We start from the raw sequence: 21,581 nt of genomic DNA, 5'->3' as shown, positions 1-21,581 counted from the left end.
TCAGACAAGCCCCAATGCGCTGTCGCCGCTGCCCGGTTGCAGCAGGCCATGCAGGCATCGCAGCGCCCGTTCAAGAGTGTCGCGATTGCGCACACCGCCAAGACAGAGCCGGACACCGGAAGGGGCATCCGCTGTGACCGCCGGGCCATCCGGCGGGGTGAGCGCCACACCGGCGCGCAGCGCCTGAGCGGTAAACCGTTCCGCCGCGATCATCGGCATCGGCAACCACAGGTGCAGGCTGCGCCCCGCGCCGGGCGTGGCCAGGGCATTCCCCAGGATATCCTGGGCCAGCCGCGTGCGGATATCGGATTCCGCCACCACATCGTCCGCGATCCGGTCGGCCGTGCCGTCCTGTTCCCACTGGCTGAACAGCAGGGCGTTGATCGTCGGCGGGCTGTAGCCCAATGCCCGCAGGCCCACGAGCAACCGGTTGCGGATCGTATCGTCTTCCGGCGGGACGAGGAAACCGAGCCGGAGGCCCGGCGCGATGGCCTTGGAAACGCCCGCAACCATCAAAGTGCGTTCCGGTGCCAGTTCGGCGAGGCTCGCAGGCGCATTCTCATGGGCAAAGGCACGATAGGCTTCATCTTCCACGATAAGCAGATCGTGCTTGCGCGCCACGTTGGCGATCTCGGCCCGCCGCCCGGCATCGAGCGTGACCGTGGTGGGATTTTGCAAGGTCGGGATCACCACCAGCACTCTGGCCCCGGTATCCCGCGCGGCGCGGGCAATCGCTTCGGGTGCGATGCCGCCCTGGTCCATCGCCACACCGTGCAGCCGATAGCCCGAATGGCCGGCCAGAGTCTTGATCCCGGCATAGGTCGCCGCCTCGCACAGGATCGTATCGCCCGGCCGGGCCAGGGCCGAAAAGGCCAGCGCCAGCCCATGCTGCCCCCCGTTGCACTGGATAATGCGGTCGGCGCTCGCACGTACCAGCCCGTGCCGCCGTTGCAGCCACGATGCGCCCGCGTGCCGTACCGCCGGAAGCCCTTCTGGCGGGGCGTAGTTGACGCAGTCGGCAAGATCGGCGCGCAACCGCAACCGCGCGAGCCCTTCGCTCATCCAGCGTTCGGACGGGGCGAGAGGCGGAGCGTTCTGCGCCATGTCGATAATCGCGTTGTCCGGTTCCGGTTGGCCCGGCACGGCGCCTTGGGCCACGAACGAACCGCGCCCCACATGGCTGGAAATCAACCCGCGCCGTTCGGCTTCGACATAGGCACGGCTGACCGTACCCACGCTGACGGACAGGCTGTGCGCTAGGTCCCGGTGAGGCGGCAGCCGGTCCCCCGGGCGCAAATGCCCCGCGCGCACATCGCGTTCGAGTGCGTGAAGCAGGCGTTCGTAAACCGGGCCGTCTCCGTTCGCCAGCTGCGGTCGCCAATGTGCCATGTCTTGATCCCAAAAATTGAACTGGTTCAATATCACGTTTGACACATAGATCAATTAAGATCATTTCGCGCTCAGGAGCACACTCATGGAACCTGCGCTGATTGCCCCGCTGATGCTGTACAGCTTCGTCTGTTCGGCGACGCCGGGGCCGAACAATATCATGCTTGCTTCCTCCGGCCTTGCTTTCGGGCTTCGCCGGACGGTGCCCCATATGTTGGGCATCTGCTTCGGCTGCGCGGCGATGCTGGGGCTGAGCGGGCTGGGGCTGGGCGCCGCGTTCGAAGCCTGGCCTGCCCTGCGCTGGGCAATCAGGATCGCGGGCGCGGCCTATCTGGTGTGGCTGGCGGTTGTCCTGTGGCATTCCGACGGGGTGACGCAATCGGGCAAGGCGCAGCCGTTCGGCTTTTGGCAGGCGGCGGCGTTCCAGTTCGTCAATCCCAAGGTCTGGGTCATCACCATGCCCGCCATTGCCACTTTCACCGTGCCGGGGCGGCCGCTGGGCCTGCAATTGGTCATGCTGGTGGCGGTGTTCACGGCGGTTGGCCTGCCCTCCATCGCCGTCTGGGCAGCGTTCGGGGCAGGGGCCCGCGGCTTGCTCACCAACCCGCGCGCCATGGCGATGTTCGTGAAAGCGATGGCCGTGCTCACCGGGCTGACCGCCCTGTTGTTTCTCGCCTGAGAAGGCCTGTTTGGAAAGGAGAGTGTCATGAACCGCGTGGAAATGGAACATTTCGCCCGCCTGTGGATCGGGCACTGGAATGCGCGCGATATCGATGCTGTGCTCGATACCTATGTGGACGAAGCGCGCTTCATCAGCCCGCTCGCCGCGCAAGTGACGGGTTCGCCTGTCATCGAGGGCAAGGCCGCCCTGCGCCGGTACTGGACCAGGGCGCTGGAGCAGACCGAGAGCCTGCATTTTGCGTTGATCGACGCGATCTGCGATCTCGAACGGCAGACGCTCGTCGTCCAGTATCGTGCGGAGCGGAACGGGCAGGTCAGCCGCGCGGCCGAAGCGATGCGCTTTAAAGGGCGCTGGCAGGTGGAAGGCGAAGCGCTCTACGGAGCGCCGCTCTGACGACAGGCTCCGGATGCCCCGGGTAGCGATCCGGCAGGGACAGACTATGACTGTTTGCGAAACGGTAGGGAAACCACCCCGGGATGCGCTGGCAGGGCATGTGTTGCACCTGCGCGCGGATAAACTGGCCGCAGCGGCCCAGGAAAGCTGGGTCCGCTTTGCGGCAAGCTGGGACGATCTGCCTGCCGACACATTCATGGCTGACGGGGGCAGCTATCGCCAGCGGCGCTATGCGGCTTTTGAGGCTTCCCGCAGCGGTATTGTGCGCCTGCCGCATCGCCCGCATTTTCAGGAACGGGCGCACAATGCGCTCAACGGCGGCATCGCCCGCTGGTTCGCGCCGATGGAACCGGCCATCGCGGACAGCGCGCCGTTCCGCCATATCCTTCAGGTCATGGCGGATAGGGTGGCCACACATGAGGCCCGACCTCCCGCCGCCTGGCTGGTGGAGGCGCACCAGTTCCGCATCGTGGCGCAGGCCGGGCAACCGGGCTTGCCCACGCCCGAAGGCATGCACCGGGACGGGCGGGACTGGGTGTTGATCTGCCTGATCGGCAGCGGCAATATCGGCGGCGGGGAAACTCTTGTGCGCGACGGTGCGGACCGGATCGTCCTGCGCCACCGGCTGATGCAGCCGGGGGAGGGCCTGCTGCTGGACGACCGCATGGTGCGGCACGAAACGTCTCCGATCGAGGCGCTGGCCCCGGATGCCCCTGCGTGGCGTGACACGCTGGTCCTGACGTTCGCCCGCGCCGCTTGAAGGAGATCGCAATGGACCGCTTTTTCGTCATCACCGGGGGGCCGGGATCGGGGAAAAGCACTCTGCTCGCCGTGCTTGGCGAACATGGCATTGCGCATATGCCGGAAGGTGGGCGGCAGATTATCCGCGCGCAGCAGGCAATCGGCGGCACAGCCTTACCCTGGGCTGATCGTGATGCTTTCGCCACGGCGATGCTGGACCATGACAAAGCCGTTTATCGGCGGGCGCTGGCGCAGGATGGGCCGGTGCTGTTCGACCGGGGCATTCCCGATGTCATCGGTTATCGCGCGCTCTGCGGTCTTTCCTGTCCGCCGGATCTGGTGCAGGCCGCCGCGGAACTGCGTTACAATCGCACCGTCTTCATCGCCCCGCCGTGGCGGGAGATCTATGCCAACGACACGGAACGCAAGCAGGATTGGGCCGAAGCTGTCGCCACCCATGATGCGATGGTGGTTGCTTATGAAGCGCAGGGGTACGATCTGGTGCCGCTGCCGTTCGGACCGGTGGCGGAGCGTGCGGCGTTCGTGCTTCGCCGTTGCGGACTGCTGTAACGCGAAGGGGCGCTACAGGTCCGCGATGCGCGCGCCGGGGCCATATGCCGCTGCCCGGTCGTTCGGATTGCGCAAGGGGCAGTTGGCGATCGACAGACAACCGCAGCCGATGCACGAATCCAGTTGATCGCGCAGGCGGGTCAACAGCGTGATCCGCTGGTCGAGATCGCGGTGCCAATCGCGCGACATCGCCGCCCAGTCATCGCCGGTGATCGCCCCGCTTCCGCGCGGGGACGGCAAGTGGGCCTTGATATCGGCCAGCGGAATGCCGACCCGCTGGGCGATCCGGATGATTGCGATCAGGCGCAGGACCGAGCGGTGATAACGCCGCTGGTTCCCGCTTGTCCGCCAACTTTCGATCAGGCCCTGCTTTTCGTAGAAATGCAGCGCCGAAACGGAGATGCCGGCCCGGCGTGCAACTTCGCCCACCGACAGTGCACGATGATGCATGTCCGAATTCATGCGGTTTTTATGCCATCGAACAAGAGGGCGCGAACAAAAGGCTTTACCTCAACCATTGTTGAGGTTCTATGAGCGTGCCTCCGGATTCGCAAGGGGAGCTATCTTGCAGACATCATCGAGCCAGACCGGCAAGGAGCCGGTCCTGCCATGGCGGCAGGCCGCAATGGCAGTCGGCCTCATCGTTATCGTTTTCCTGCTGCTGTTCGCATGGCGGAGCTGGCGCAATGCCGCGCCCGCACAGGCCGCGCCGCCGCCCACGGTCGTGACCGCGACATTCGTGGAGCCGCGCGATATGCCGAATGCGCTCGAAGCGGTCGGTTCCCTGCGCGCGGTTCAGGAGGTGATGCTGGCGCCCGAAGTGGCGGGCCGTGTTACCGCGATCCGGTTCCAGGCGGGGGCGCATGTCGGGGCCGGGGCGCCGCTCGTGCAACTGTTCGATGGGCCCGAACGCGCGGACCGCGCCGCGGCGGCGGCCAAGGCGGAATTCGCCCGGCTGCAATTGGCCCGGTCGCGCGAACTGGCGCCCACCGGCGCGGAATCGCGTGAAGTGCTCGATCAGCGGCGGGCGGAATACGATCAGGCCATCGCCGCCGTGCGGCAATACGACGCGCGGATCGCGCAGAAGCGCATTGTCGCCCCCTTTGCCGGGCAGATCGGTGTGCGGCGGGTCAATCTGGGCCAGTACCTGAACCCCGGCGATGAAATCGCTTCGCTGACCGCGCTCGACCGGCTCTACGCCGATTTCACCGTGCCGCAGCAGGATCTGTCCCATCTCAAGGTCGGCGGCACTGTCCGTCTGATCTCCGATGCGTGGCCGGGCCGCGTGTTCACCGGGCGGGTGACGACGATCGAACCGCGCATCGGCGAAGACACGCGCAATGTCCTGGTGCAGGCGCTGCTGCCCAATCCCGGGCAGGTTCTGCGTCCTGGCATGTATGTGACCGTGGCGCTGGAACTGCCGCCGCAGGGCGGGGCGCTGGTGGTGCCTGTCACCGCCATTCAGACATCGGCTTCGGGCGACAGCGTGACGGTCATTCGCGGCAAGAACGCGCGCAAGGAAGGCAAGGCGGCCATCGTGGCCGTGACCACCGGGCGCCGGATCGGCGATAGTGTGATCGTCACCAAGGGACTCAAGGCCGGTGACGTGGTGGTGGCCGAAGGGCAGATCCGCGTGCAGCCGGGGGCGCCGGTGCGGGTCAAGACCATCGTTCCCGCGTTGAAGGACTGACCGGTGCGCTTTACCGACCTTTTCATCCGCCGCCCGATCCTTTCCATCGTGGTGAGCCTGCTGATTCTGTTGATCGGCGGCGCCTCGGTGTTCCTGTTGCAGGTGCGCGAATATCCGAACATGGAAAGCGCCACGATTGTGGTGAACACGTCCTATCCGGGCGCGACGCAGGATGTGATGCAGGGGTTCATCACGACCCCTATCGCACAGGCCATCGCCACGGCTAACGGGATCGAATACCTCACTTCCACGTCGACGCAGGGGCGCAGCCAGGTCAAGGCCAAGCTCGTGCTGAACGCCGATGCGGACCGTTCGATGACCGAAGTTCTCGCCAAAGTGCAGCAGGTGAAATACCGCCTGCCGCCGGGGGCGAGCGATCCGGTGATTACCAAAATCACCGATGGCGCTTCGGCCGTGCAATATATCTCGTTCAGCAGCGATACGCTGACGATTCCGCAGATCACCGATTTCGCCACCCGCGTTGCCCAGCCGTTGATCACCGCCGTTCCCGGCGTGGCTTCGGCCGATATCGGCGGCGGGCAGACGCTTGCCATGCGCGTGTGGCTCGATCCCGACAAGCTGGCCGCACGTGGGCTATCCGCCGGGGAAGTGGCAGCGGCTCTGCGCGCCAACAACGTACAGGCGGCGCCGGGTCAACTCAAAGGGACCGATACCGCGATCAACATCACGGCAGGCACCGATCTCACCAATGTCGACGATTTCCGCAACATGGTGGTGAAAAGCGGCAAGGATGGCCTTGTTCGCCTGCGCGATATCGGCGCAATCGAGATTGGCGGCCAGAATTACAACAGCAACGCGTGGAGCCGGGGGCGGACGGCGGTGTTCATCGCCATATCGCCCACGCCTGATGGCAATCCGCTGGAAATCGTCCGCACGGTGAAAGGGCTTCTGCCCGATATCCAGCGCGTCGCCCCGCCGGGGCTGGAAGTGATCAGCCAGTTCGACGTGGCCCATTTCGTGAACGCTTCGATCGATGAAGTGACGCACACGCTGGTCGAAGCCATCGTGATCGTGGTCATCGTCATCTTCCTGTTCCTCGGGTCGGTGCGGGCGGTGATTATTCCTGTCGTCACCATTCCGCTTTCGCTGGTGGGCACGGCGGCTCTGATGCTGGCGTTCGGCTTCTCGCTCAATCTGCTCACTCTGCTGGCCATGGTTCTGGCCATCGGACTGGTGGTCGATGATGCCATCGTGGTGGTCGAGAATATCCACCGTCATATCGAGGAAGGGTTGTCCGCCGTGGAAGCCGCGCTTGTCGGCGCGCGTGAGATCGTCGGGCCGGTGATCGCGATGACGATCACGCTGGCCGCGGTCTATACCCCGATCGGCCTGATGGGCGGCCTGACCGGGGCCCTGTTCCGCGAATTCGCTTTCACGCTTGCCGGGGCGGTGATCGTCTCGGGCGTGATCGCGCTGACGCTGTCGCCGATGATGAGCAGCTTCCTGCTCAACGACAAGATGAACGAAGGCAAGCTTGCCCGCCGGATCGAGCACACCATGGAGCGCCTGACACACGGCTATGAAAGGCTGTTGGGCCAGACGCTGGCGGCGCGGGGCGCGGTGTTGCTGGTGGGTCTGGCGGTGCTGGCGGGGATCGTGATCCTGTTTTCCGGCGCGCGGCGCGAACTCGCCCCGCAGGAGGATATGGGCTACGTGTTCGTCCAATCGAAAGCCCCGCAATACGCCAATGTCGATTATACGGCGCGGTTCACCAAGGGGCTTCAGGCAATCTTCGTCTCGATGCCCGAATATGTCAGTTCTTGGTACGCCAACGGTCTGGACGCGCAGAATGCCGGGTTCGGCGGGATCATTCTCAAGGACTGGGCCGACCGCGACCGGACGGCCGACGATATTCAGGCCCAGTTGAACGCGGAAGGATCGGGGATCACCGGCGTTTTCGCGACTTCGTTCCAGCCTCCGCCGCTTCCCGCCGGCAGCGGCGGCCTGCCGGTGCAGATGGTGATCCGCTCACCCGACGAATTCCCGGAAATCTACGCCACGCTCGAAACGATCAAGGGCGCGGCATGGGGCAGCGGGTTGTTCGCTTTCGTCGACAGCGATCTCGCTTTCGACAGCCCGGAAGCACGGATCACCATCGACCGGGAGAAGGCCGGGCAGATGGGCGTGTCGATGGATGCGATTGCCGGAACGCTGGCCACGCTGGTGGGGGAAAACTACGTCAACCGTTTCAACTGGCATGACCGTTCCTACGATGTGATCGCGCAGGTCCCGCAGGACAAGCGCCTCACGCCCGAAAGTCTCGGCCGTTACTACGTCAAGGCGGACAGTGGGGCGCTCGTGCCTCTGGCCACCGTGGTGCGTGTGGACATGCGTCCGCAAGCCAACCAGTTGCCGCAGTTCAATCAGATGAACTCGGCCACGATCTCGGCGGTTCTGGCTCCGGGTGTCACCATGGGCGAAGCGGTGTCCTTCCTGGAATCGCAGCCGATGCCCCCGGGCATGACAGTGGACTGGCTCTCGGACAGCCGGCAGTACGTGCACGAAGGGGATCGGTTGACGATCTCGTTCGGTTTCGCGCTGGTGGTGATTTTCCTGGTGCTCGCCGCCCAGTTCGAAAGCTTCCGCGATCCGGTGGTGATCCTTGTCACCGTGCCGCTGGCGGTGTGCGGGGCGCTGGTGCCGCTCTATCTCGGTTATGCCACGCTCAACATCTACACCCAGATCGGGCTGGTGACGTTGATCGGGCTGATATCGAAGCACGGCATCCTGATGGTGTCGTTCGCCAACGAGATGCAGCACAGCCAGGGCCTGAGCCGGATTGAGGCGATCCAGCGCGCGGCGGCGGTCCGCATGCGCCCTGTGCTGATGACCACGGCAGCCATGGTGGCGGGCCTCGTGCCGCTGCTGTTCGCCAACGGCGCCGGTGCGGCCAGCCGCTTTGCCATCGGTATCGTGGTGGTGATGGGGATGCTGGTCGGCACCATGTTCACCCTGTTCGTACTACCCACGATCTACAGTTTCGTGGCCCGCGATCACCGGGCCGCCGCGGAAAGCGAGCGGGCCAAGCTGCTGGCCCGGACGGAGATATCCCATGCGTAAGACAACCGGCAGGATCATGCGCCGGGCGCTGTTCGTTTCCACTTGCGTCGTGGGGCTGGGAGCATGCGCCGCCGGGCCCGACTATCGCCCGCCAGCCCCTCTGCCCGAAGCGAGCGCGGGGCCGTTCGTCAGCGCGGCCCCCGGCACATCGGCCGAACAGCCGCAGGGCCGGTGGTGGCGCCTCTATGACGATCCGGCGCTCGACAGCCTGATCGGCAAGGCTCTGGTCGCCAACACCGATCTGCGCGTGGCTGCGGCCAATCTGGCCCGGGCACAGGCGGTCCTGCGGGAATCGCACAGCGGACGGTTGCCGTCCACCGATCTTTCCGGCGGGGCCAGCTATGGCGATGGTTCCGGCGTCGCCGGCCAGGGCAGCGGCAAGGAACAGTGGTCCTACACCGGGGGCATGGGCATTTCGTGGGAAGTGGATCTGTTCGGCCGCATCACCCGTTCGATCGAGGCGGCGCGGGCGGATCGCGATGCCACTGCCGCCGCGCGGGATCGCGTGGCGGTGATCGTCGCCGCCGAAACCGCACGGGCTTATACCGGTGCTTGCGTTCTGGCCGAATCCGGCGCCGTTGCCCGGGAATCGATCGCCATCGCCCAGCGCGGTCTGGAAATCGTGACCACGCAGCAGCGCGTGGGCACGGCATCGCGTCTCGACGTGGAACGCGCGGCGGCGGCCCTTGCCAATGCCCGCGCCGCCCTGCCGCCGCTGGAAGGCGCACGGCAATATGCCTTGTTCGAACTGGCGGCATTGATGGGGCTGCCCCCGGCTCAGGTCCCGGAAGAAGCGCGCCGATGCACCAGAATGCCGCAGCCAGTGTCACCAATCCCGGTAGGGGACGGGCAGGGGCTGATCGCCCGCCGCCCGGACGTTCGCGAAGCGGAACGGCAACTGGCCGCCGACACAGCCCGGATCGGGGTGGCCACGGCCGACCTCTATCCGCGCATCGCACTTGGCGGATCGGGCAACTTCTTCCGCAACGATCAGGTCAAAGGCAGCGATTCCTTCAGTTTCTCATTCGGCCCCTTGCTGTCGTGGAGCTTCCCCAACATCGCCGTCGCCCGCGCGCGGATCGCGCAGGCGGAAGCGGGGGCGCAGGCATCCCTGGCAAGGTTCGACGGCGCGGTGCTGACCGCTCTGAAAGAAGTGGAACAGGCCCTGACCATGGTTGCCGCCGAAGCCGCGCGGCGGGAGGCACTGGCCGATGCAGCCAATCGGGCCAGCACGGCATACGATCTCGCCAACCGGCGTTACCGGGCTGGCTCGCTGTCGTTTCTCGAACTGTTGGATACGCAGCGGACCTTGCTGGATGCACGCGCCACACTGGCATCCGCCGACCGCACCCTCGGCTCGGCGCGGATCGATCTGTTCAAGGCATTGGGCGGCGGTTGGCAGGATATCGCCCCGCTATCCCCTGCGCCCACTGAATAGCAAAAGGGGTATCCGGGCTGGCATCGGCGAGGGAAGATTCCCTCGCCGAAATGCCGTTCGCCACGGGAACGCGCGATAGCCGCAACCGCGCCGAAGAACGCTACCGATGCTGGCATGAAAGCGTGTGAAGAAGAGGGAGAATGGTGGACGCACTAGGGCTCGAACCTAGGACCCGCTGATTAAGAGTCAGCTGCTCTACCAACTGAGCTATGCGTCCGTTCCGTTCTGGTGGGGTGCCGTAAAGGAGAAGGGATGGTGGACGCACTAGGGCTCGAACCTAGGACCCGCTGATTAAGAGTCAGCTGCTCTACCAACTGAGCTATGCGTCCATTCCCGTTTCCGGCACCGCACGATTCGTACGGTGGGCTCCCTATAGCCGCTGATTTTCGAGACGGAAGGGGGACGGCAAGAATTTTTTGAAAAAGTTTCTCACCCGCCGAAGGACGACAGGCTGCGCCCACCGGCTTTCCGGCTCCAGCGATCCACCATCATCAGCGTGCCGACGCAGAGCATGTTCGTCAGCATCGATGATCCGCCATGGCTCATAAAGGGCAGGGGGATGCCGACAACCGGGGCCAGCCCCATCACCATCATCAGATTGATGGCGATGTAGAAGAAGATCGTAACCGTCATGCCCACCGCCAGCAGGCGCGAAAAGCGATCGGGCGCGCGCGACGCCACGCTCAGCCCCCAGCGCAGCACGATGGCGAAGATCGCCAGCACGAGCAGGCCGCCGAGCAGGCCCCATTCTTCCGACATGGTGGCGAACACGAAATCGGTATGCGGTTCGGGCAGATAATTGAGATGGCTTTGCGAGCCCTGGCCGAAGCCCTTGCCGGTGATCCCGCCGGAACCGATGGCGATCTTGGATTGCGTGATGTGATAGCCCGCGCCCAGCGGATCGCTTTCGGGGTCGAGGAATGTCGTCACCCGGCGGCGCTGATAATCGTGCAGCGCGAAGAAGTAGGCGAGGGGGCCAACCACCAGCGTGGCCCCGCCTGCCGCGGCGAACCAGCGGAACGGCAACCCGGCCATGAACATGATCACCACCCCGCCGAACGTGATCGCTAGCCCGGTTCCCAGATCGGGCTGCAGCAGGACCAGAACGACAGGCAAGCCGATCAGCGCCCCGGCGGGAATGAGCGAACGCCAGTTGCCGACCATATTGGCGGGCAAAGTGCTGTAGAACCGCGCGAGAACCAGCACGATAGCCGGTTTCATGAATTCCGAAGGTTGCAGCACGATAAAGCCGAGATCGAGCCACCGTTGACTGCCGCCGCCGATGGCGCCCAGGGTTTCCACCAGAATCAGAAGAAAAAGCACGGCGATATAAACAGGATAAGCCGCAAGCTTCACGATATCCTGAGGAAAGCGCGCCATGATCAGCGCCATCAGCAGGAAGACTCCGAAGCGGACCAGATGCGATTCCGCATAGGGTTGCATATGCCCACCCGCCGCCGAGTAGAGAACGGCGGCGCCGAACACCACCAGCGCCGTCAGCGGCAGGATCACCTGCCATGGCAGGCTGGCAATCGCTGGTGGAACGATGGACGGTCTCATTCCCGGGCTCCGCTGGCAGCAGGCGTAGCGGGGGATGTGGGCGCCACCGTATCCGCCGATGGCGCGGGCGTTTGCCGCGAAGCCGCGCCCGCGGTGTCGCTGGGCTCGGCGCCGGGGCCGACTGCTTCACTGGCGATCGCACTGGGCTGGGCGGCCGCGCGATCGCGTTCTTCCGCTCTTTGGGCGGCGGCTTCCTCGTTCGGAGCCTTGGGCGCGCCGCTGCCGTAGATCTTGGTGTAACTGGCGTAACGCGCTGCCATCCGCTGCTGCGGCGTGCCGCCCCACTGTTTCTCCATCTCGTAGAGTTTTTCGAGTGCAATCTGTGGGTTGAACAGGAAAGTTGTGACATCGCGGGCAATCGGATAGGCCGCGCTGGAGCCGCCGCCATGCTCGATCACCACCGCCCCTGCATAGCGTGGATTGTCGAACGGGGCGAAGAAGATGAACAGGCCGTGGTCACGGTATTTCCACGGGCCGCCTTTGCCGCTCGACACGCTGAGTGAAACCACCTGCGCCGTGCCGGTCTTGCCCGCCATCTGCACCTCCGGGATAGGCAGTTTTGCCCGACCTGCGGTGCCGCGCCCGTTGACGACCTCGTTCATCGCATTCTGGATAATCTGAACGTGGTCGCCATGGAAATTCATGGATTCGATCTTCGGCTTCTCATTGCCGAGCAACAGGCGCGGCATGAGCTTGTTCCCGGTGGCGAGGCGCCCGGCCATGACTGCGAGTTGCAACGGGCTGGCCAGCATGTAGCCCTGGCCGATGGTGGCATTCACCGTGTCGAACGGCTGCCATGCGCGGCCGTATTTTTTCATCTTCCAGGCCGGATCGGGCACGGTGCCGTAGAACTGGCTTGCCACCGGCAGGGGAAATTCCTGCCCCATCCCGAGCCTGCGCGCCATCGGCGCGATCACATCCATCCCGAGTTGCTGCGCGAAGTGATAGAAATAGACGTCGCAGCTCTGATAAATGCCCTTGGCCATGTCGACGGTGCCGTGCCCGCGCCGGTTCCAGCAGTGGAACACGCGATTGCCGACCCGCAGCCCGCCGCCGCAGAACGTCGTCGCATGGGGATCGAGACCCGCTTCGAGAAAAGCCATGGAAACCATGGGCTTGACGGTCGATCCGGGGGGATAGAGCCCTTTCAGGACCTTGTTGCGCAGCGGCACATGATCGTCGTCCGAAAGCATTTTCCATTCGATACGGCCAATGCCGTCGGAAAAGCTGTTCGGATCGAAACTGGGCATCGACGCCATGCAGAGCAGATCGCCCGTCAGGCAGTCGATGACCACGACAGAGCCGGATTCAAGCCCGATCCGCCGCGCGGCATAGTCCTGCAACGGGCCGTCGATGGTCAGCTTGATCGATTTGCCCTGAACGTCTTCGCGGGTCTCCAGATCGCGCACGATGCGGCCGCTGGCTGTCACTTCCATGCGCCGCGCACCCGGCTGCCCGCGCAGGACCTTGTCGAACTGCTGTTCGATCCCGTCCTTGCCGAGCTTGAAGCCGGGCGTGATGAGGAGAGGAATCCGTTCCTTCTCGTACTCCTTGGCCGATGCGGCACCGACGTAGCCGATCAGGTGCCCGACCGAGGGGCCCGTGGGATAGAACCGGCTGTAGCCCCGCTGCGGCACCACACCGGGAAGATCGGGCAGACGCACACTGACGGCGGCGAAACGGTCCCAATCCAGCCCGCTGGCGACCTCGATCGGTTGCCAGCCCCTGGCGTCTTCGATCTTGTCCTTGAGATCCTGGATTTCAACCGGGCTCAGCCGCAGAAGCTGGCCCAGCGTGTCGATTTCGCGCGCCGCATCCTGCATGCGATCGGGAATGATATCGACCCGGAAATCGGCCTTGTTGGAAGCGAGCGGAGCGCCGTTCCGGTCGAGAATCCAGCCCCGGCGTGGCGGAATCAGCGCCAGGTTGACCCGGTTGCTCTCCGCTTCCATCTTGTACTTCTCGTTCTCGGCGATCGAGAGGTAGGCCATACGCCCGGCCAGCAGCAGGCCAATCCCGCCCTGGACCGCACCAATGACCACGGCCCGCCGTTCGAAGCGGTTTTGCAGCGTCGCCTGCGTGACATGCTGCGTGAATTTGCCCGGCATCAGCCGATGGTCCGGAAACGGCGCAGGCGCAAACGGTCAAGGAAGGCGACCAGACGCCCGATCAAGGGATAGAACAAGATCGAGAGGACGAGTTGCGGGGCAAGGATAGTGGGCAATCCGATGTTCCACGAACCGGCGATAAAGGCGCAGACGAGAATGTAGGAGGCTATCGCCGCACTGGCCACCAGCCAATCCTGCAGGAAGCCGCGCCACGGGAAGCGTGTCTCGATCACATCAAGCGCTATCAGCGTCAGCGACCATACGAGAATGGCGCAGCCGAAAGGCTGGCCGCTGAACAGATCGTCGATCAGCCCGAGCGGAAAGCCGGCCCAGATCGGCAGAAGCCCGGGCCGGACAAGCCGCCATGCCAGCAGCATCATGAAACCCATCGGCGGGGAGATCGGCATCGAGGCGATCAGCGGCAGCAGTGGGAACAGGGATGCGAGAACGATCGAAGCCCATGGCACGACCAGCGCGACGAACGGCGAATGGGCGCGGTTGATCTGCGACCCTTGACCGGAGTGCCGTGAACCGAGACGATATTCCATCATTCCGCCAGCGGTTCGCGCGGCCCGTTGACGATTTCGCGCGCTTTGGGTTGCCAGATCGGATCGACGACGACGAAATCCGTCGCTGCGGGATCACTCAGCACGCGGGCGATGCCGCCGTCGCGCGTGACCTTGTCGACGATAGCCACCGCAATACCCGGCCGGTAAAGGCCGCCGGCGCCCGATGTCACGAACACATCGCCCCGCTTCATCGGATTGATGCCGAGATTGACGAGACGCAGCCGCAATGTCCCGTCCGCGCGCCCTTCGGCAAAGGCCACCACATCGTCCTGCGCCCGGCGAACGGGCACGAGGCTTTCGCTGTCGGTCAACAGAAGGACGCGGGCGGAATGCGTGCCCGCTTCGAGCACGCGCCCGACCAGCCCATGCGGGCTGCGCACCGGCATCCCCGGATGCACGCCTTGGGCGCGTCCGACCGAAAGGAACGCAAAACGTCGCGTGCTGGCGGATGTGGAGCCGATCAGCCGCGCCACCGTGACGGGCTTGACCTCATCCTCCTGCAAGCCGAGCAGGGCCTTCAGCCGCGCGTTCTCAGCCTTGACCGCCTGCGCTTCGGCGAGGCGGACGCGAGCGATCTCGTTCTCTTCCTTGAGCCGGGCGTTCTTGCTGCCCGCTTCGAAATAGCCCGCGATAGCCCCGAACAACCCCTGGGCGCCCACGCGCCCTTCGGCGCCGATCTCGCCGATCGGCCGGGCGACATCGCTGGCCAGGCCCCGGGTGCCGGAAAAGGTGCCGGGATTGACCAGCGCGACAATCAGCACCAGCCCACCGACCAGCGCGCCGAGGCCGGCGGCGACATAGCCGGTGAACAGGCTGAATTGCGCCTTGCGCGAATAGCCCGGGTTCCGAGATTTCGGAGGCGCCATCAGCGCCTTCTCCTCTTTGCAGCGGGATTCATCGACCCCGCCCGTTCACGGCCGGCGGCGGATATGCGTCGCCGGATTGCGTGCATCAGGCGGTCATCAACACGCCGCGAAATACCGGGTCTTCCATGGCCCGGCCGGTGCCCAGCGCCACGCAGGACAACGGATCTTCGGCCACGCTGACCGGCAGGCCGGTTTCTTCGCGCAGATGCTGGTCAAGCCCGCCGATAAGAGCGCCGCCGCCCGTGAGCACGATCCCCTGATCGACGATATCGGCCGCCAGTTCGGGCGCGGTATTTTCCAGAGCGATGCGCACGCCTTCGACAATGGCGCTGATCGGTTCGGACAGCGCTTCGGCGATATTCGCCTGGCTGATCGTGATTTCCTTGGGCACGCCGTTGACGAGATCGCGGCCCTTGAGCGTGATTGCTTCACCGACGCCGTCTTCCGGAACGATCGCGCAGCCATAATCCTTCTTGATCCGTTCGGCGGTGGCTTCGCCGATCAGGAGATTGTGATGGCGGCGCACATAGGAGACGATGGCCTCGTCCATCTTGTCGCCGCCGGTGCGCACGCTGGTGGTGTAGGCGAGGCCGCGCAGCGAAAGCACGGCGACTTCGGTCGTCCCGCCGCCGATATCGACGACCATCGAGCCGACCGGTTCGGTGACCGGCATATCCGCGCCGATGGCGGCGGCCATCGGTTCGAGAATCAGATAGACCTGGCTGGCGCCCGCGTTGGAAGCGGCATCGCGGATTGCGCGGCGTTCCACCGAAGTCGAACCCGAAGGCACGCAGATCACGATTTCCGGATAGCGGAACATGTTCTTCTTGCCGTGCACCTTACGGATGAAGTGCTTGATCATTTCTTCCGCGATTTCGATGTCGGCGATCACGCCATCGCGCAGCGGGCGGATCGCTTCGATATTGTCGGGAGTCTTGCCCATCATCATCTTCGCATCGTCGCCAACGGCTTTGACCCGCTTCACGCCATTGATCGTTTCGATGGCAACAACCGACGGTTCGTTCAGCACGACGCCGCGATCCTGCAAGTAAACCAGCGTGTTCGCCGTACCGAGATCGATTGCGATATTCTGGGAGCCGAATTTGAAGAATTGCGAAAGGAAAGAACTCATCGACGATTCCGTATGATGTCCGGGTAAGAATCGCAAGGAGCGCCCCGGCAAGATAGAGATGGCGGGGTCCTTAACCCAAAGCAGGGAGATAGGCCAAAAAATTGTGTCGAAATCGACAAACCTTTTGCACCGCTCATCTCGAAATCCGCTTACCATGTGGCTAGAGAAGGGCAATGCCTGCCATTCGCCGCCTTCCCGAAACGCTGGTCAACCGTATCGCCGCCGGCGAAGTGGTCGAACGGCCGTCCTCGGCGCTCAAGGAACTCGTTGAAAACGCAATCGATGCGGGGGCGACACGGATTGCCGTCGCGCTGGGGGAAGGGGGCCTTTCCCGCATCGAAGTGACGGATGACGGCTGCGGGATGGAGCCTGCGGACATGGCTCTCGCGCTCGAACGGCACGCCACTTCGAAACTGCCCGATGAAGCGATCGAACAGGTGAGCACGCTGGGTTTCCGGGGGGAAGCCTTGCCCTCCATCGCCAGCGTGGCCCGGCTGACGCTGGAAAGCCGGGTGCGCGGCACGGAGCAGGGCTGGAAACGCGTCGTCGATCATGGGGTTCTGACCGAGGAAGGCCCTGCGGCCCTGCCGCCCGGTACGCGGGTGCGGGTGGAGCATCTGTTCGGCAAAGTGCCCGCCCGCCGCAAGTTCCTGCGCAGCGCGCGCAGCGAATACGCCGCCTGCCTCGATATCGTGCGCCGTCTCGCGCTCGCCCGGCCGGAAATCGGCTTCTCGCTGGAGCATGACGGGCGGCGCATTCTGGCGGTGCAGGGCGGGGAAGGGCTGGCGGCGCGGGTGGCGCAGATCGTGGCCCGCGAACTGGGCGATAATGGCGTGGCGATCGCGGCGGAACGCGGCCCCCTGCGGTTGACGGGCGTGGCTGGCCTGCCGACTTACAATCGCGGGGTGGCCGACCATCAGTATCTGTTCGTCAACGGCCGCCCGGTGAAAGACCGGCTTCTGACTGGCGCGGTGCGCGGGGCCTATGCCGACATGCTGGCGCGCGATCGCCATGCGGTGCTGGCGCTGTTTCTCGACCTTCCGCCGGAGGAGGTGGATGTGAACGTCCACCCCGCCAAGACGGAAGTGCGTTTTCGCGATTCCGCCGCCGTGCGCGGCTTTATCGTTTCCGGGCTGCGGGAAGCGCTGGCAACGGGCGACCGCCGCAGCGCACAGACGCCGGCAGCCGATGCCATGGCCCGCTGGCAGGTGGAGCCCGAAGCTTCGCCGGGCCCGGCAGAAGCGCCGCCGGAATCTCCCGTGGAACCGACTCCCGCGTTGCGCTCGATGTTTTCCGGCCGGGACTGGTCGCGCCCCAGCGCATCGGTGCGTGAAGCGGGCAGGATCTGGCGCGGCTACGAGGCCGAAACGATGGCCGAGCCGCTCGCGGCCCCCGCCGGGCGGGCGGAAGAAGCCGCTGAACTGCCGGACGATGCCGCCAGTTTCCCGCTCGGCATCGCGCGCGGTCAGGTCGCCAACACCTATATCGTCGCGGAATCGGCCGATGGGCTGGTGATCGTTGATCAGCACGCCGCGCATGAACGCCTGGTGCTGGAACGCCTGCGCGCCGCCGGTGCCGGTGACACGGTGGCCGCCAGCCAGACATTGCTGATCCCCGAAGTGGTCGAACTCGACGAACCCGCTTGCGACAGGCTGGAAGAACAGGCCGGCCATTTCGCCGGGCTGGGCCTGATCGTCGAACGGTTCGGGCCTGGCGCGATGCTGGTGCGCGCGATGCCCGCGGCGATCAAAAGCGGCGATCCCCACAAGCTGTTGCAGGATCTGGCCGACGATATCGCCCAGCACGGTTCCTCGCTGCTGCTGGGCGAAAAACTCGATCACGTGCTGGCGACCATGGCCTGCCATGGTTCGGTGCGGGCCGGGCGAACCCTGTCAGTGGCCGAAATGAACGCCCTGCTCAGGGAAATGGAACGGACCCCGCGTTCGGGGCAGTGCAACCACGGCCGCCCGACCTGGGTCAAACTGTCGATGGCCGATGTCGAAAAACTGTTCGGGAGACATTGATGCGCAGGATTGCCGTGGTTGCGTTGCTGATGCTTGCCGCATGCAGCAAGTCCCTGTCCCCGGCCGAACAGGCCGCGCAGGATGCGCGCGACGTGGCGATGGTGGAAAAAGCCAATCGTGGCGCGGGTGTGCCGATCGCGCCGCAACCGATTCTCCTGCCCGACATGCAGGCCAACAGCCTGTTCGGCACAGGTTGCGCGTTCGTGGCGAAAAACGCCGGTGTGGGCGCGGTCATGCTCGCGCGGGCGGATGGGGGCTATCTCAAGCTGGACGATGCCGTTGTGCGCTTCGCCGCCGACACGGGCAGCAAGGCGCTGCCTTATGGCGTCTATGCGCGTTATGCCGGCAAACGCTATGCGTTCGAGCTGTCGCTCGCATCCGAAAAGCCCCGCCGCACCGGGATGGAAAGCAGCGATTATGACGGGCGCCTGCGGGTGCAGGATGCGAAAGGCCATATCGTCTATGACCAGTTCGGCACCGTCCAGTGCGGCAATTGAAGCGAGGCTGAAGCGGCGGTGGGCTCAGCCCTCGTCCGCGATGGGGGCGGAAGGGTCGCGCACGGCGTAGAGCCCGATGGCGACCATGTTGAGCACGGCCACGCCATCCTGATTGTACGTGGTCATCCGCGTCCATATCCGGCCGAGATCGGCGCGTGAACGGCTGCGCTGTTTGCGCAGAATTTCGGTTTCCATCGTCAGCACGTCGCCCGGATAGACCGGCTTGAGCCAGCGCAGATCATCGATCCCCGCGCCGCCATGGCTGGCATGCGGTGTATCGTGAATATGAGCGACGAACATCGCCATGGTCATCGAGCAGGTGTGCCACCCGCTTGCCGAAAGCCGCCCGAAAAACGTTTCCGCCGCCGCTTCATCCGACAGGTGGAAGGGGTGGGGGTCGTACTTTCCGGCGAATTCGATGACCTCGTCCCGCGTCACCGCGTAGCGTCCGAAACGCTCCACCGTTCCTGTGACAAGGTCTTCGAAATGGATCATAAGCGCCCGCCTAGACGTTGAATTTAAAGTGCATCACGTCCCCGTCCTGCACCACGTATTCCTTGCCTTCCTGGCGCAGTTTGCCTGCATCGCGCGCGGGCGCTTCCCCGCCCAGGGCAACGTAGTCGTCATAGGCGATGGTTTCGGCGCGGATGAAGCCCTTTTCGAAATCGGTGTGGATTTCGCCGGCGGCCTGCGGCGCTTTCGCGCCGGTGGGGAACGTCCAGGCGCGGGCTTCCTTGGGGCCGACAGTGAAAAACGTCTTCAGGCCGAGCAACTGATAGCCCGCGCGAATCACGCGGGCGAGGCCGGTTTCTTCCAGCCCCAGTTCGCTGAGGAATTCCTGCCGGTCTTCCATATCCATGCCGACCAGTTCGGATTCGATGGCGGCCGAGACGACCACGGCCTGCGCCCCTTCGGCGGCGGCTTTCGCGAACACCAGCTCGGAAAGCGCGTTGCCCTTCGCGGCGTCTTCTTCCGCCACGTTGCAGACGTAGAGCACCGGTTTGGCGGTGAGCAATTGCGCCTGCTTAAAGACCCGCGCTTCCTCGTCATCCCTGGGTTCGGTCAGGCGGGCGGGCTTCCCTTCGCGCAGCAGGTCCAGAGCCTGGCCGAGCACGCTGGCGGTGATCCTGGCTTCCTTGTCGCCTCCGGTCGCGCGTTTCTGCGCGGCGGGCACCCGCTTTTCGAGGCTTTCGAGATCGGCCAGCATCAATTCGGTTTCGACCACTTCGGCATCCGCAATCGGATCGACCTTGTTGGCGACGTGCTGGATATCGTCATCCTCGAAACAGCGCAGTACATGGACGATGGCATCCACTTCGCGAATGTTGCCAAGGAACTGGTTGCCCAGACCTTCGCCCTTGCTCGCCCCTTTCACAAGGCCCGCGATATCGACGAATGCCAGTTGGGTCGGGATGATCTTCGCCGAATTGGCGATCTTCGCCACCGTCTCAAGCCGGGCATCGGGCACGGAAACCTGCCCGACATTGGGCTCGATCGTGCAGAACGGATAATTGGCTGCCTGCGCCGCCTGCGTTTCGGTCAACGCATTGAACAGGGTCGATTTGCCGACATTGGGCAGGCCGACGATTCCGCAACGGAAACCCATTATTGCTCCTTCGCCTCAGAGCGTTTCCCGGCTGATAGGGCCGGTATCGCGCCTGAATATCTTTGCCGTGCTTTCCCGGCGGGCGGATCGATCCACCTGCCGCAAAACCACAAGGTAAACCGGGATGAGCGGGACGCGCACCGGCCAAGGCAGCGCGATTAGACGCTTTGCGCGCGGAATCAAGGCCGCGCTGCGTCACACGGCGGCCAAGGCCCGTTCTACTTGCCGAGAACCATTTGCGCCGCCGCCGCAAATGGCCCGCCGCCGAGCATCTTGCGCTGCACTTCGGCCGCCACGGCATTGATCGGTTCTTGCGGCGAAGGTGTGGCCGACACCATGGTGCGCAAGGGGCGATCCTGCGGCTTCATCGCGATCAGCGCGGCAATGGCGCGCGGCACATCCATCGGATCGCTTTGCCCGGCGGAGGAAGATTGCCCCATCTGCGCGGCGAGGCCCGGATAGGCGGCCTTGCGTTCTTCCGGCTCGCGCGCCTTGAGCGCCGACGAGACCGGATTCGAATTTTCCATCACCCGCGTGGGATAGCCGCCCGGTTCGATAATGCCGATGCCCACGCCCTGCGTGGCAACTTCATAGGCAAGCTGTTCCGCCCAGGATTCCACCGCGAATTTGCTGGCCGAATAGGCGCCCATGCCCGGATAGATCACTCTCCCGGCCTGCGAGGCGATGTTGACGATATAGCCCGCTTTTGCCTTGCGCATGCCGGGCAGCACCGCCCGCGCCATGCGCTGGCAACCGAACAGATTGGTATCGAACAGCAATTGCAGGGCTTCCGTGTCCTGCATTTCGACAGGGCCGGTGATCATGATCCCGGCATTGTTGACGAGGACATCGAGCGCCCGCCCGGCCAGCCGCTCCGCTTCCCGGACTCCGGCGGCGACCTGCGCCTCATCCCGCACATCGATAGGCAGGACCGTGAGATCGAGCTTCTCGTCGCTGGCCAACTGGCGCAGGGCATCCCCTTCGGGGCGGGGCAGATTGCGCATGGTCGCGAACACTTTCGCGCCGAGCCGGGCGTAATGTTCCGCGCCCAGGCGGCCAAAACCGCTGGATGTGCCGGTAACGAGGATGACCTTGCCGGACAGATCGGGCTGCACGGCGCCCGTCCGGGCGGAGTGGGCGGCCTGGGGCAGGGCGGCGAGCGTCGTGGCGGCCACGGTGCCCGCCAGCAGCGCGCGGCGATCGAGTTCCGGCATGGTTTCCTCTCCTTATGTTAT

General features: G+C 64.8%; 19 protein-coding genes and 2 tRNA genes. 9 read left to right on the top strand and 12 right to left on the bottom strand.

Annotated elements, in window-relative coordinates:
• The gene (locus K5X80_RS10670) at positions 1-1,389 is read right to left on the bottom strand and encodes an aminotransferase-like domain-containing protein (RefSeq protein WP_222557725.1); all 1,389 of its coding nucleotides are present in this window, start codon (positions 1,387-1,389) and stop codon (positions 1-3) included.
• 85 nt (positions 1,390-1,474) lie between these two features.
• On the opposite strand from K5X80_RS10670, the gene K5X80_RS10665 reads away from it, so the two are divergent.
• The 4 genes from K5X80_RS10665 to K5X80_RS10650 are packed head-to-tail and all read left to right on the top strand — an operon-like array spanning position 1,475 to position 3,775.
• Complete coding sequence (locus K5X80_RS10665) at positions 1,475-2,068, top strand: LysE family translocator (protein WP_222557724.1); 594 nt, start codon at positions 1,475-1,477, stop codon at positions 2,066-2,068.
• Positions 2,069-2,095: 27 nt separating this feature from the next.
• A complete protein-coding gene (locus tag K5X80_RS10660; protein WP_222557723.1) occupies positions 2,096-2,464 on the top strand; it encodes a nuclear transport factor 2 family protein in 369 nt (122 codons plus the stop codon).
• A gap of 46 nt (positions 2,465-2,510) precedes the next feature.
• Positions 2,511-3,224 carry a 2OG-Fe dioxygenase family protein gene (locus K5X80_RS10655; protein WP_222557722.1) on the top strand — a complete coding sequence of 238 codons (714 nt, stop codon included), beginning with the start codon at positions 2,511-2,513 and terminating at the stop codon, positions 3,222-3,224.
• Positions 3,225-3,235: 11 nt separating this feature from the next.
• Complete coding sequence (locus K5X80_RS10650; RefSeq protein ID WP_222557721.1) at positions 3,236-3,775, top strand: AAA family ATPase; 540 nt, start codon at positions 3,236-3,238, stop codon at positions 3,773-3,775.
• Positions 3,776-3,787: 12 nt separating this feature from the next.
• On the opposite strand, the gene soxR is transcribed toward K5X80_RS10650, so the two are convergent.
• The gene (soxR, locus tag K5X80_RS10645; protein ID WP_261390500.1) at positions 3,788-4,225 is read right to left on the bottom strand and encodes a redox-sensitive transcriptional activator SoxR; all 438 of its coding nucleotides are present in this window, start codon (positions 4,223-4,225) and stop codon (positions 3,788-3,790) included.
• Positions 4,226-4,400: 175 nt separating this feature from the next.
• Between soxR and K5X80_RS10640 the strand changes: the two genes are divergently transcribed.
• Genes K5X80_RS10640 through K5X80_RS10630 form a run of 3 tightly spaced genes read left to right on the top strand, consistent with a single transcriptional unit; the run spans position 4,401 to position 9,984 of the window.
• Entirely contained in the window at positions 4,401-5,465 is a 1,065-nt protein-coding gene (locus tag K5X80_RS10640; protein WP_222560431.1) for an efflux RND transporter periplasmic adaptor subunit, read from the top strand.
• A gap of 3 nt (positions 5,466-5,468) precedes the next feature.
• Complete coding sequence (locus tag K5X80_RS10635; RefSeq protein WP_222557719.1) at positions 5,469-8,546, top strand: efflux RND transporter permease subunit; 3,078 nt, start codon at positions 5,469-5,471, stop codon at positions 8,544-8,546.
• Positions 8,539-9,984, top strand: coding sequence for an efflux transporter outer membrane subunit (locus tag K5X80_RS10630; protein WP_222557718.1), 1,446 nt, complete (start codon positions 8,539-8,541; stop codon positions 9,982-9,984). The genes K5X80_RS10635 and K5X80_RS10630 overlap by 8 nt, the downstream gene beginning before the upstream one ends.
• 141 nt (positions 9,985-10,125) lie before the next feature.
• Here K5X80_RS10630 and K5X80_RS10625 read toward each other — a convergent pair.
• The 7 genes from K5X80_RS10625 to K5X80_RS10595 form a co-directional block, all read right to left on the bottom strand.
• Positions 10,126-10,201 (bottom strand) — tRNA-Lys (locus tag K5X80_RS10625).
• Between the two features lie 36 nt (positions 10,202-10,237).
• Positions 10,238-10,313 (bottom strand) — tRNA-Lys (locus K5X80_RS10620).
• Between the two features lie 100 nt (positions 10,314-10,413).
• Entirely contained in the window at positions 10,414-11,544 is a 1,131-nt protein-coding gene (gene rodA, locus K5X80_RS10615) for a rod shape-determining protein RodA (protein ID WP_222557717.1), read from the bottom strand.
• Positions 11,541-13,652, bottom strand: a complete 2,112-nt coding sequence (gene mrdA, locus K5X80_RS10610) for a penicillin-binding protein 2 (protein ID WP_222557716.1) — start codon at positions 13,650-13,652, stop codon at positions 11,541-11,543. Before mrdA ends, rodA begins: the two co-directional genes overlap by 4 nt.
• A complete protein-coding gene (mreD, locus tag K5X80_RS10605) occupies positions 13,652-14,200 on the bottom strand; it encodes a rod shape-determining protein MreD (protein WP_222557715.1) in 549 nt (182 codons plus the stop codon). The genes mrdA and mreD overlap by 1 nt, the downstream gene beginning before the upstream one ends.
• Positions 14,200-15,087: a rod shape-determining protein MreC gene (gene mreC, locus K5X80_RS10600; RefSeq protein WP_222557714.1), complete on the bottom strand. Its 888-nt coding sequence runs from the start codon at positions 15,085-15,087 to the stop codon at positions 14,200-14,202. Before mreC ends, mreD begins: the two co-directional genes overlap by 1 nt.
• Before the next feature lie 85 nt (positions 15,088-15,172).
• A complete protein-coding gene (locus tag K5X80_RS10595; protein ID WP_222557713.1) occupies positions 15,173-16,219 on the bottom strand; it encodes a rod shape-determining protein in 1,047 nt (348 codons plus the stop codon).
• 173 nt (positions 16,220-16,392) lie between these two features.
• On the opposite strand from K5X80_RS10595, the gene mutL reads away from it, so the two are divergent.
• Both mutL and K5X80_RS10585 read left to right on the top strand, forming a co-directional pair.
• Positions 16,393-18,243 (top strand): DNA mismatch repair endonuclease MutL, encoded by a 1,851-nt coding sequence (gene mutL / locus K5X80_RS10590; protein WP_222557712.1) that lies wholly within the window; start codon positions 16,393-16,395, stop codon positions 18,241-18,243.
• Positions 18,243-18,740, top strand: a complete 498-nt coding sequence (locus K5X80_RS10585) for a hypothetical protein (RefSeq protein WP_222557711.1) — start codon at positions 18,243-18,245, stop codon at positions 18,738-18,740. Before mutL ends, K5X80_RS10585 begins: the two co-directional genes overlap by 1 nt.
• 24 nt (positions 18,741-18,764) lie before the next feature.
• On the opposite strand, the gene K5X80_RS10580 is transcribed toward K5X80_RS10585, so the two are convergent.
• From K5X80_RS10580 to K5X80_RS10570, 3 genes are all read right to left on the bottom strand, one after another.
• A complete protein-coding gene (locus tag K5X80_RS10580; RefSeq protein ID WP_222557710.1) occupies positions 18,765-19,235 on the bottom strand; it encodes a MaoC family dehydratase in 471 nt (156 codons plus the stop codon).
• Between the two features lie 10 nt (positions 19,236-19,245).
• Positions 19,246-20,346: a redox-regulated ATPase YchF gene (ychF, locus tag K5X80_RS10575; protein WP_222557709.1), complete on the bottom strand. Its 1,101-nt coding sequence runs from the start codon at positions 20,344-20,346 to the stop codon at positions 19,246-19,248.
• Between the two features lie 218 nt (positions 20,347-20,564).
• Positions 20,565-21,560 carry an SDR family oxidoreductase gene (locus K5X80_RS10570; protein ID WP_222557708.1) on the bottom strand — a complete coding sequence of 332 codons (996 nt, stop codon included), beginning with the start codon at positions 21,558-21,560 and terminating at the stop codon, positions 20,565-20,567.
• Positions 21,561-21,581: the final 21 nt, after the last annotated feature.

Origin of the sequence: Caenibius sp. WL, from assembly GCF_019803445.1 — a bacterium.
Taxonomy (GTDB): domain Bacteria; phylum Pseudomonadota; class Alphaproteobacteria; order Sphingomonadales; family Sphingomonadaceae; genus Caenibius.
The sequence above is the reverse complement of the archived record's forward strand: the minus strand, read 5'-3'. Positions and strand labels throughout refer to the sequence as shown.

What these genes read in the sequence shown, in the direction of transcription:
- mutL (WP_222557712.1), top strand. Translation starts at nt 16,393, where the DNA reads ATGCCTGCCATTCGCCGCCTTCCCGAAACGCTGGTCAACCGTATCGCC.
- mreD (WP_222557715.1), bottom strand. Translation starts at nt 14,200, where the DNA reads ATGGAATATCGTCTCGGTTCACGGCACTCCGGTCAAGGGTCGCAGATC.
- K5X80_RS10670 (WP_222557725.1), bottom strand. Translation starts at nt 1,389, where the DNA reads ATGGCACATTGGCGACCGCAGCTGGCGAACGGAGACGGCCCGGTTTAC.
- K5X80_RS10630 (WP_222557718.1), top strand. Translation starts at nt 8,539, where the DNA reads ATGCGTAAGACAACCGGCAGGATCATGCGCCGGGCGCTGTTCGTTTCC.
- rodA (WP_222557717.1), bottom strand. Translation starts at nt 11,544, where the DNA reads ATGAGACCGTCCATCGTTCCACCAGCGATTGCCAGCCTGCCATGGCAG.
- K5X80_RS10655 (WP_222557722.1), top strand. Translation starts at nt 2,511, where the DNA reads ATGACTGTTTGCGAAACGGTAGGGAAACCACCCCGGGATGCGCTGGCA.
- mreC (WP_222557714.1), bottom strand. Translation starts at nt 15,087, where the DNA reads ATGGCGCCTCCGAAATCTCGGAACCCGGGCTATTCGCGCAAGGCGCAA.
- K5X80_RS10585 (WP_222557711.1), top strand. Translation starts at nt 18,243, where the DNA reads ATGCGCAGGATTGCCGTGGTTGCGTTGCTGATGCTTGCCGCATGCAGC.
- mrdA (WP_222557716.1), bottom strand. Translation starts at nt 13,652, where the DNA reads ATGCCGGGCAAATTCACGCAGCATGTCACGCAGGCGACGCTGCAAAAC.
- K5X80_RS10650 (WP_222557721.1), top strand. Translation starts at nt 3,236, where the DNA reads ATGGACCGCTTTTTCGTCATCACCGGGGGGCCGGGATCGGGGAAAAGC.
- K5X80_RS10595 (WP_222557713.1), bottom strand. Translation starts at nt 16,219, where the DNA reads ATGAGTTCTTTCCTTTCGCAATTCTTCAAATTCGGCTCCCAGAATATC.
- K5X80_RS10640 (WP_222560431.1), top strand. Translation starts at nt 4,401, where the DNA reads ATGGCAGTCGGCCTCATCGTTATCGTTTTCCTGCTGCTGTTCGCATGG.
- ychF (WP_222557709.1), bottom strand. Translation starts at nt 20,346, where the DNA reads ATGGGTTTCCGTTGCGGAATCGTCGGCCTGCCCAATGTCGGCAAATCG.
- K5X80_RS10665 (WP_222557724.1), top strand. Translation starts at nt 1,475, where the DNA reads ATGGAACCTGCGCTGATTGCCCCGCTGATGCTGTACAGCTTCGTCTGT.
- K5X80_RS10660 (WP_222557723.1), top strand. Translation starts at nt 2,096, where the DNA reads ATGAACCGCGTGGAAATGGAACATTTCGCCCGCCTGTGGATCGGGCAC.
- soxR (WP_261390500.1), bottom strand. Translation starts at nt 4,225, where the DNA reads ATGCATCATCGTGCACTGTCGGTGGGCGAAGTTGCACGCCGGGCCGGC.
- K5X80_RS10580 (WP_222557710.1), bottom strand. Translation starts at nt 19,235, where the DNA reads ATGATCCATTTCGAAGACCTTGTCACAGGAACGGTGGAGCGTTTCGGA.
- K5X80_RS10570 (WP_222557708.1), bottom strand. Translation starts at nt 21,560, where the DNA reads ATGCCGGAACTCGATCGCCGCGCGCTGCTGGCGGGCACCGTGGCCGCC.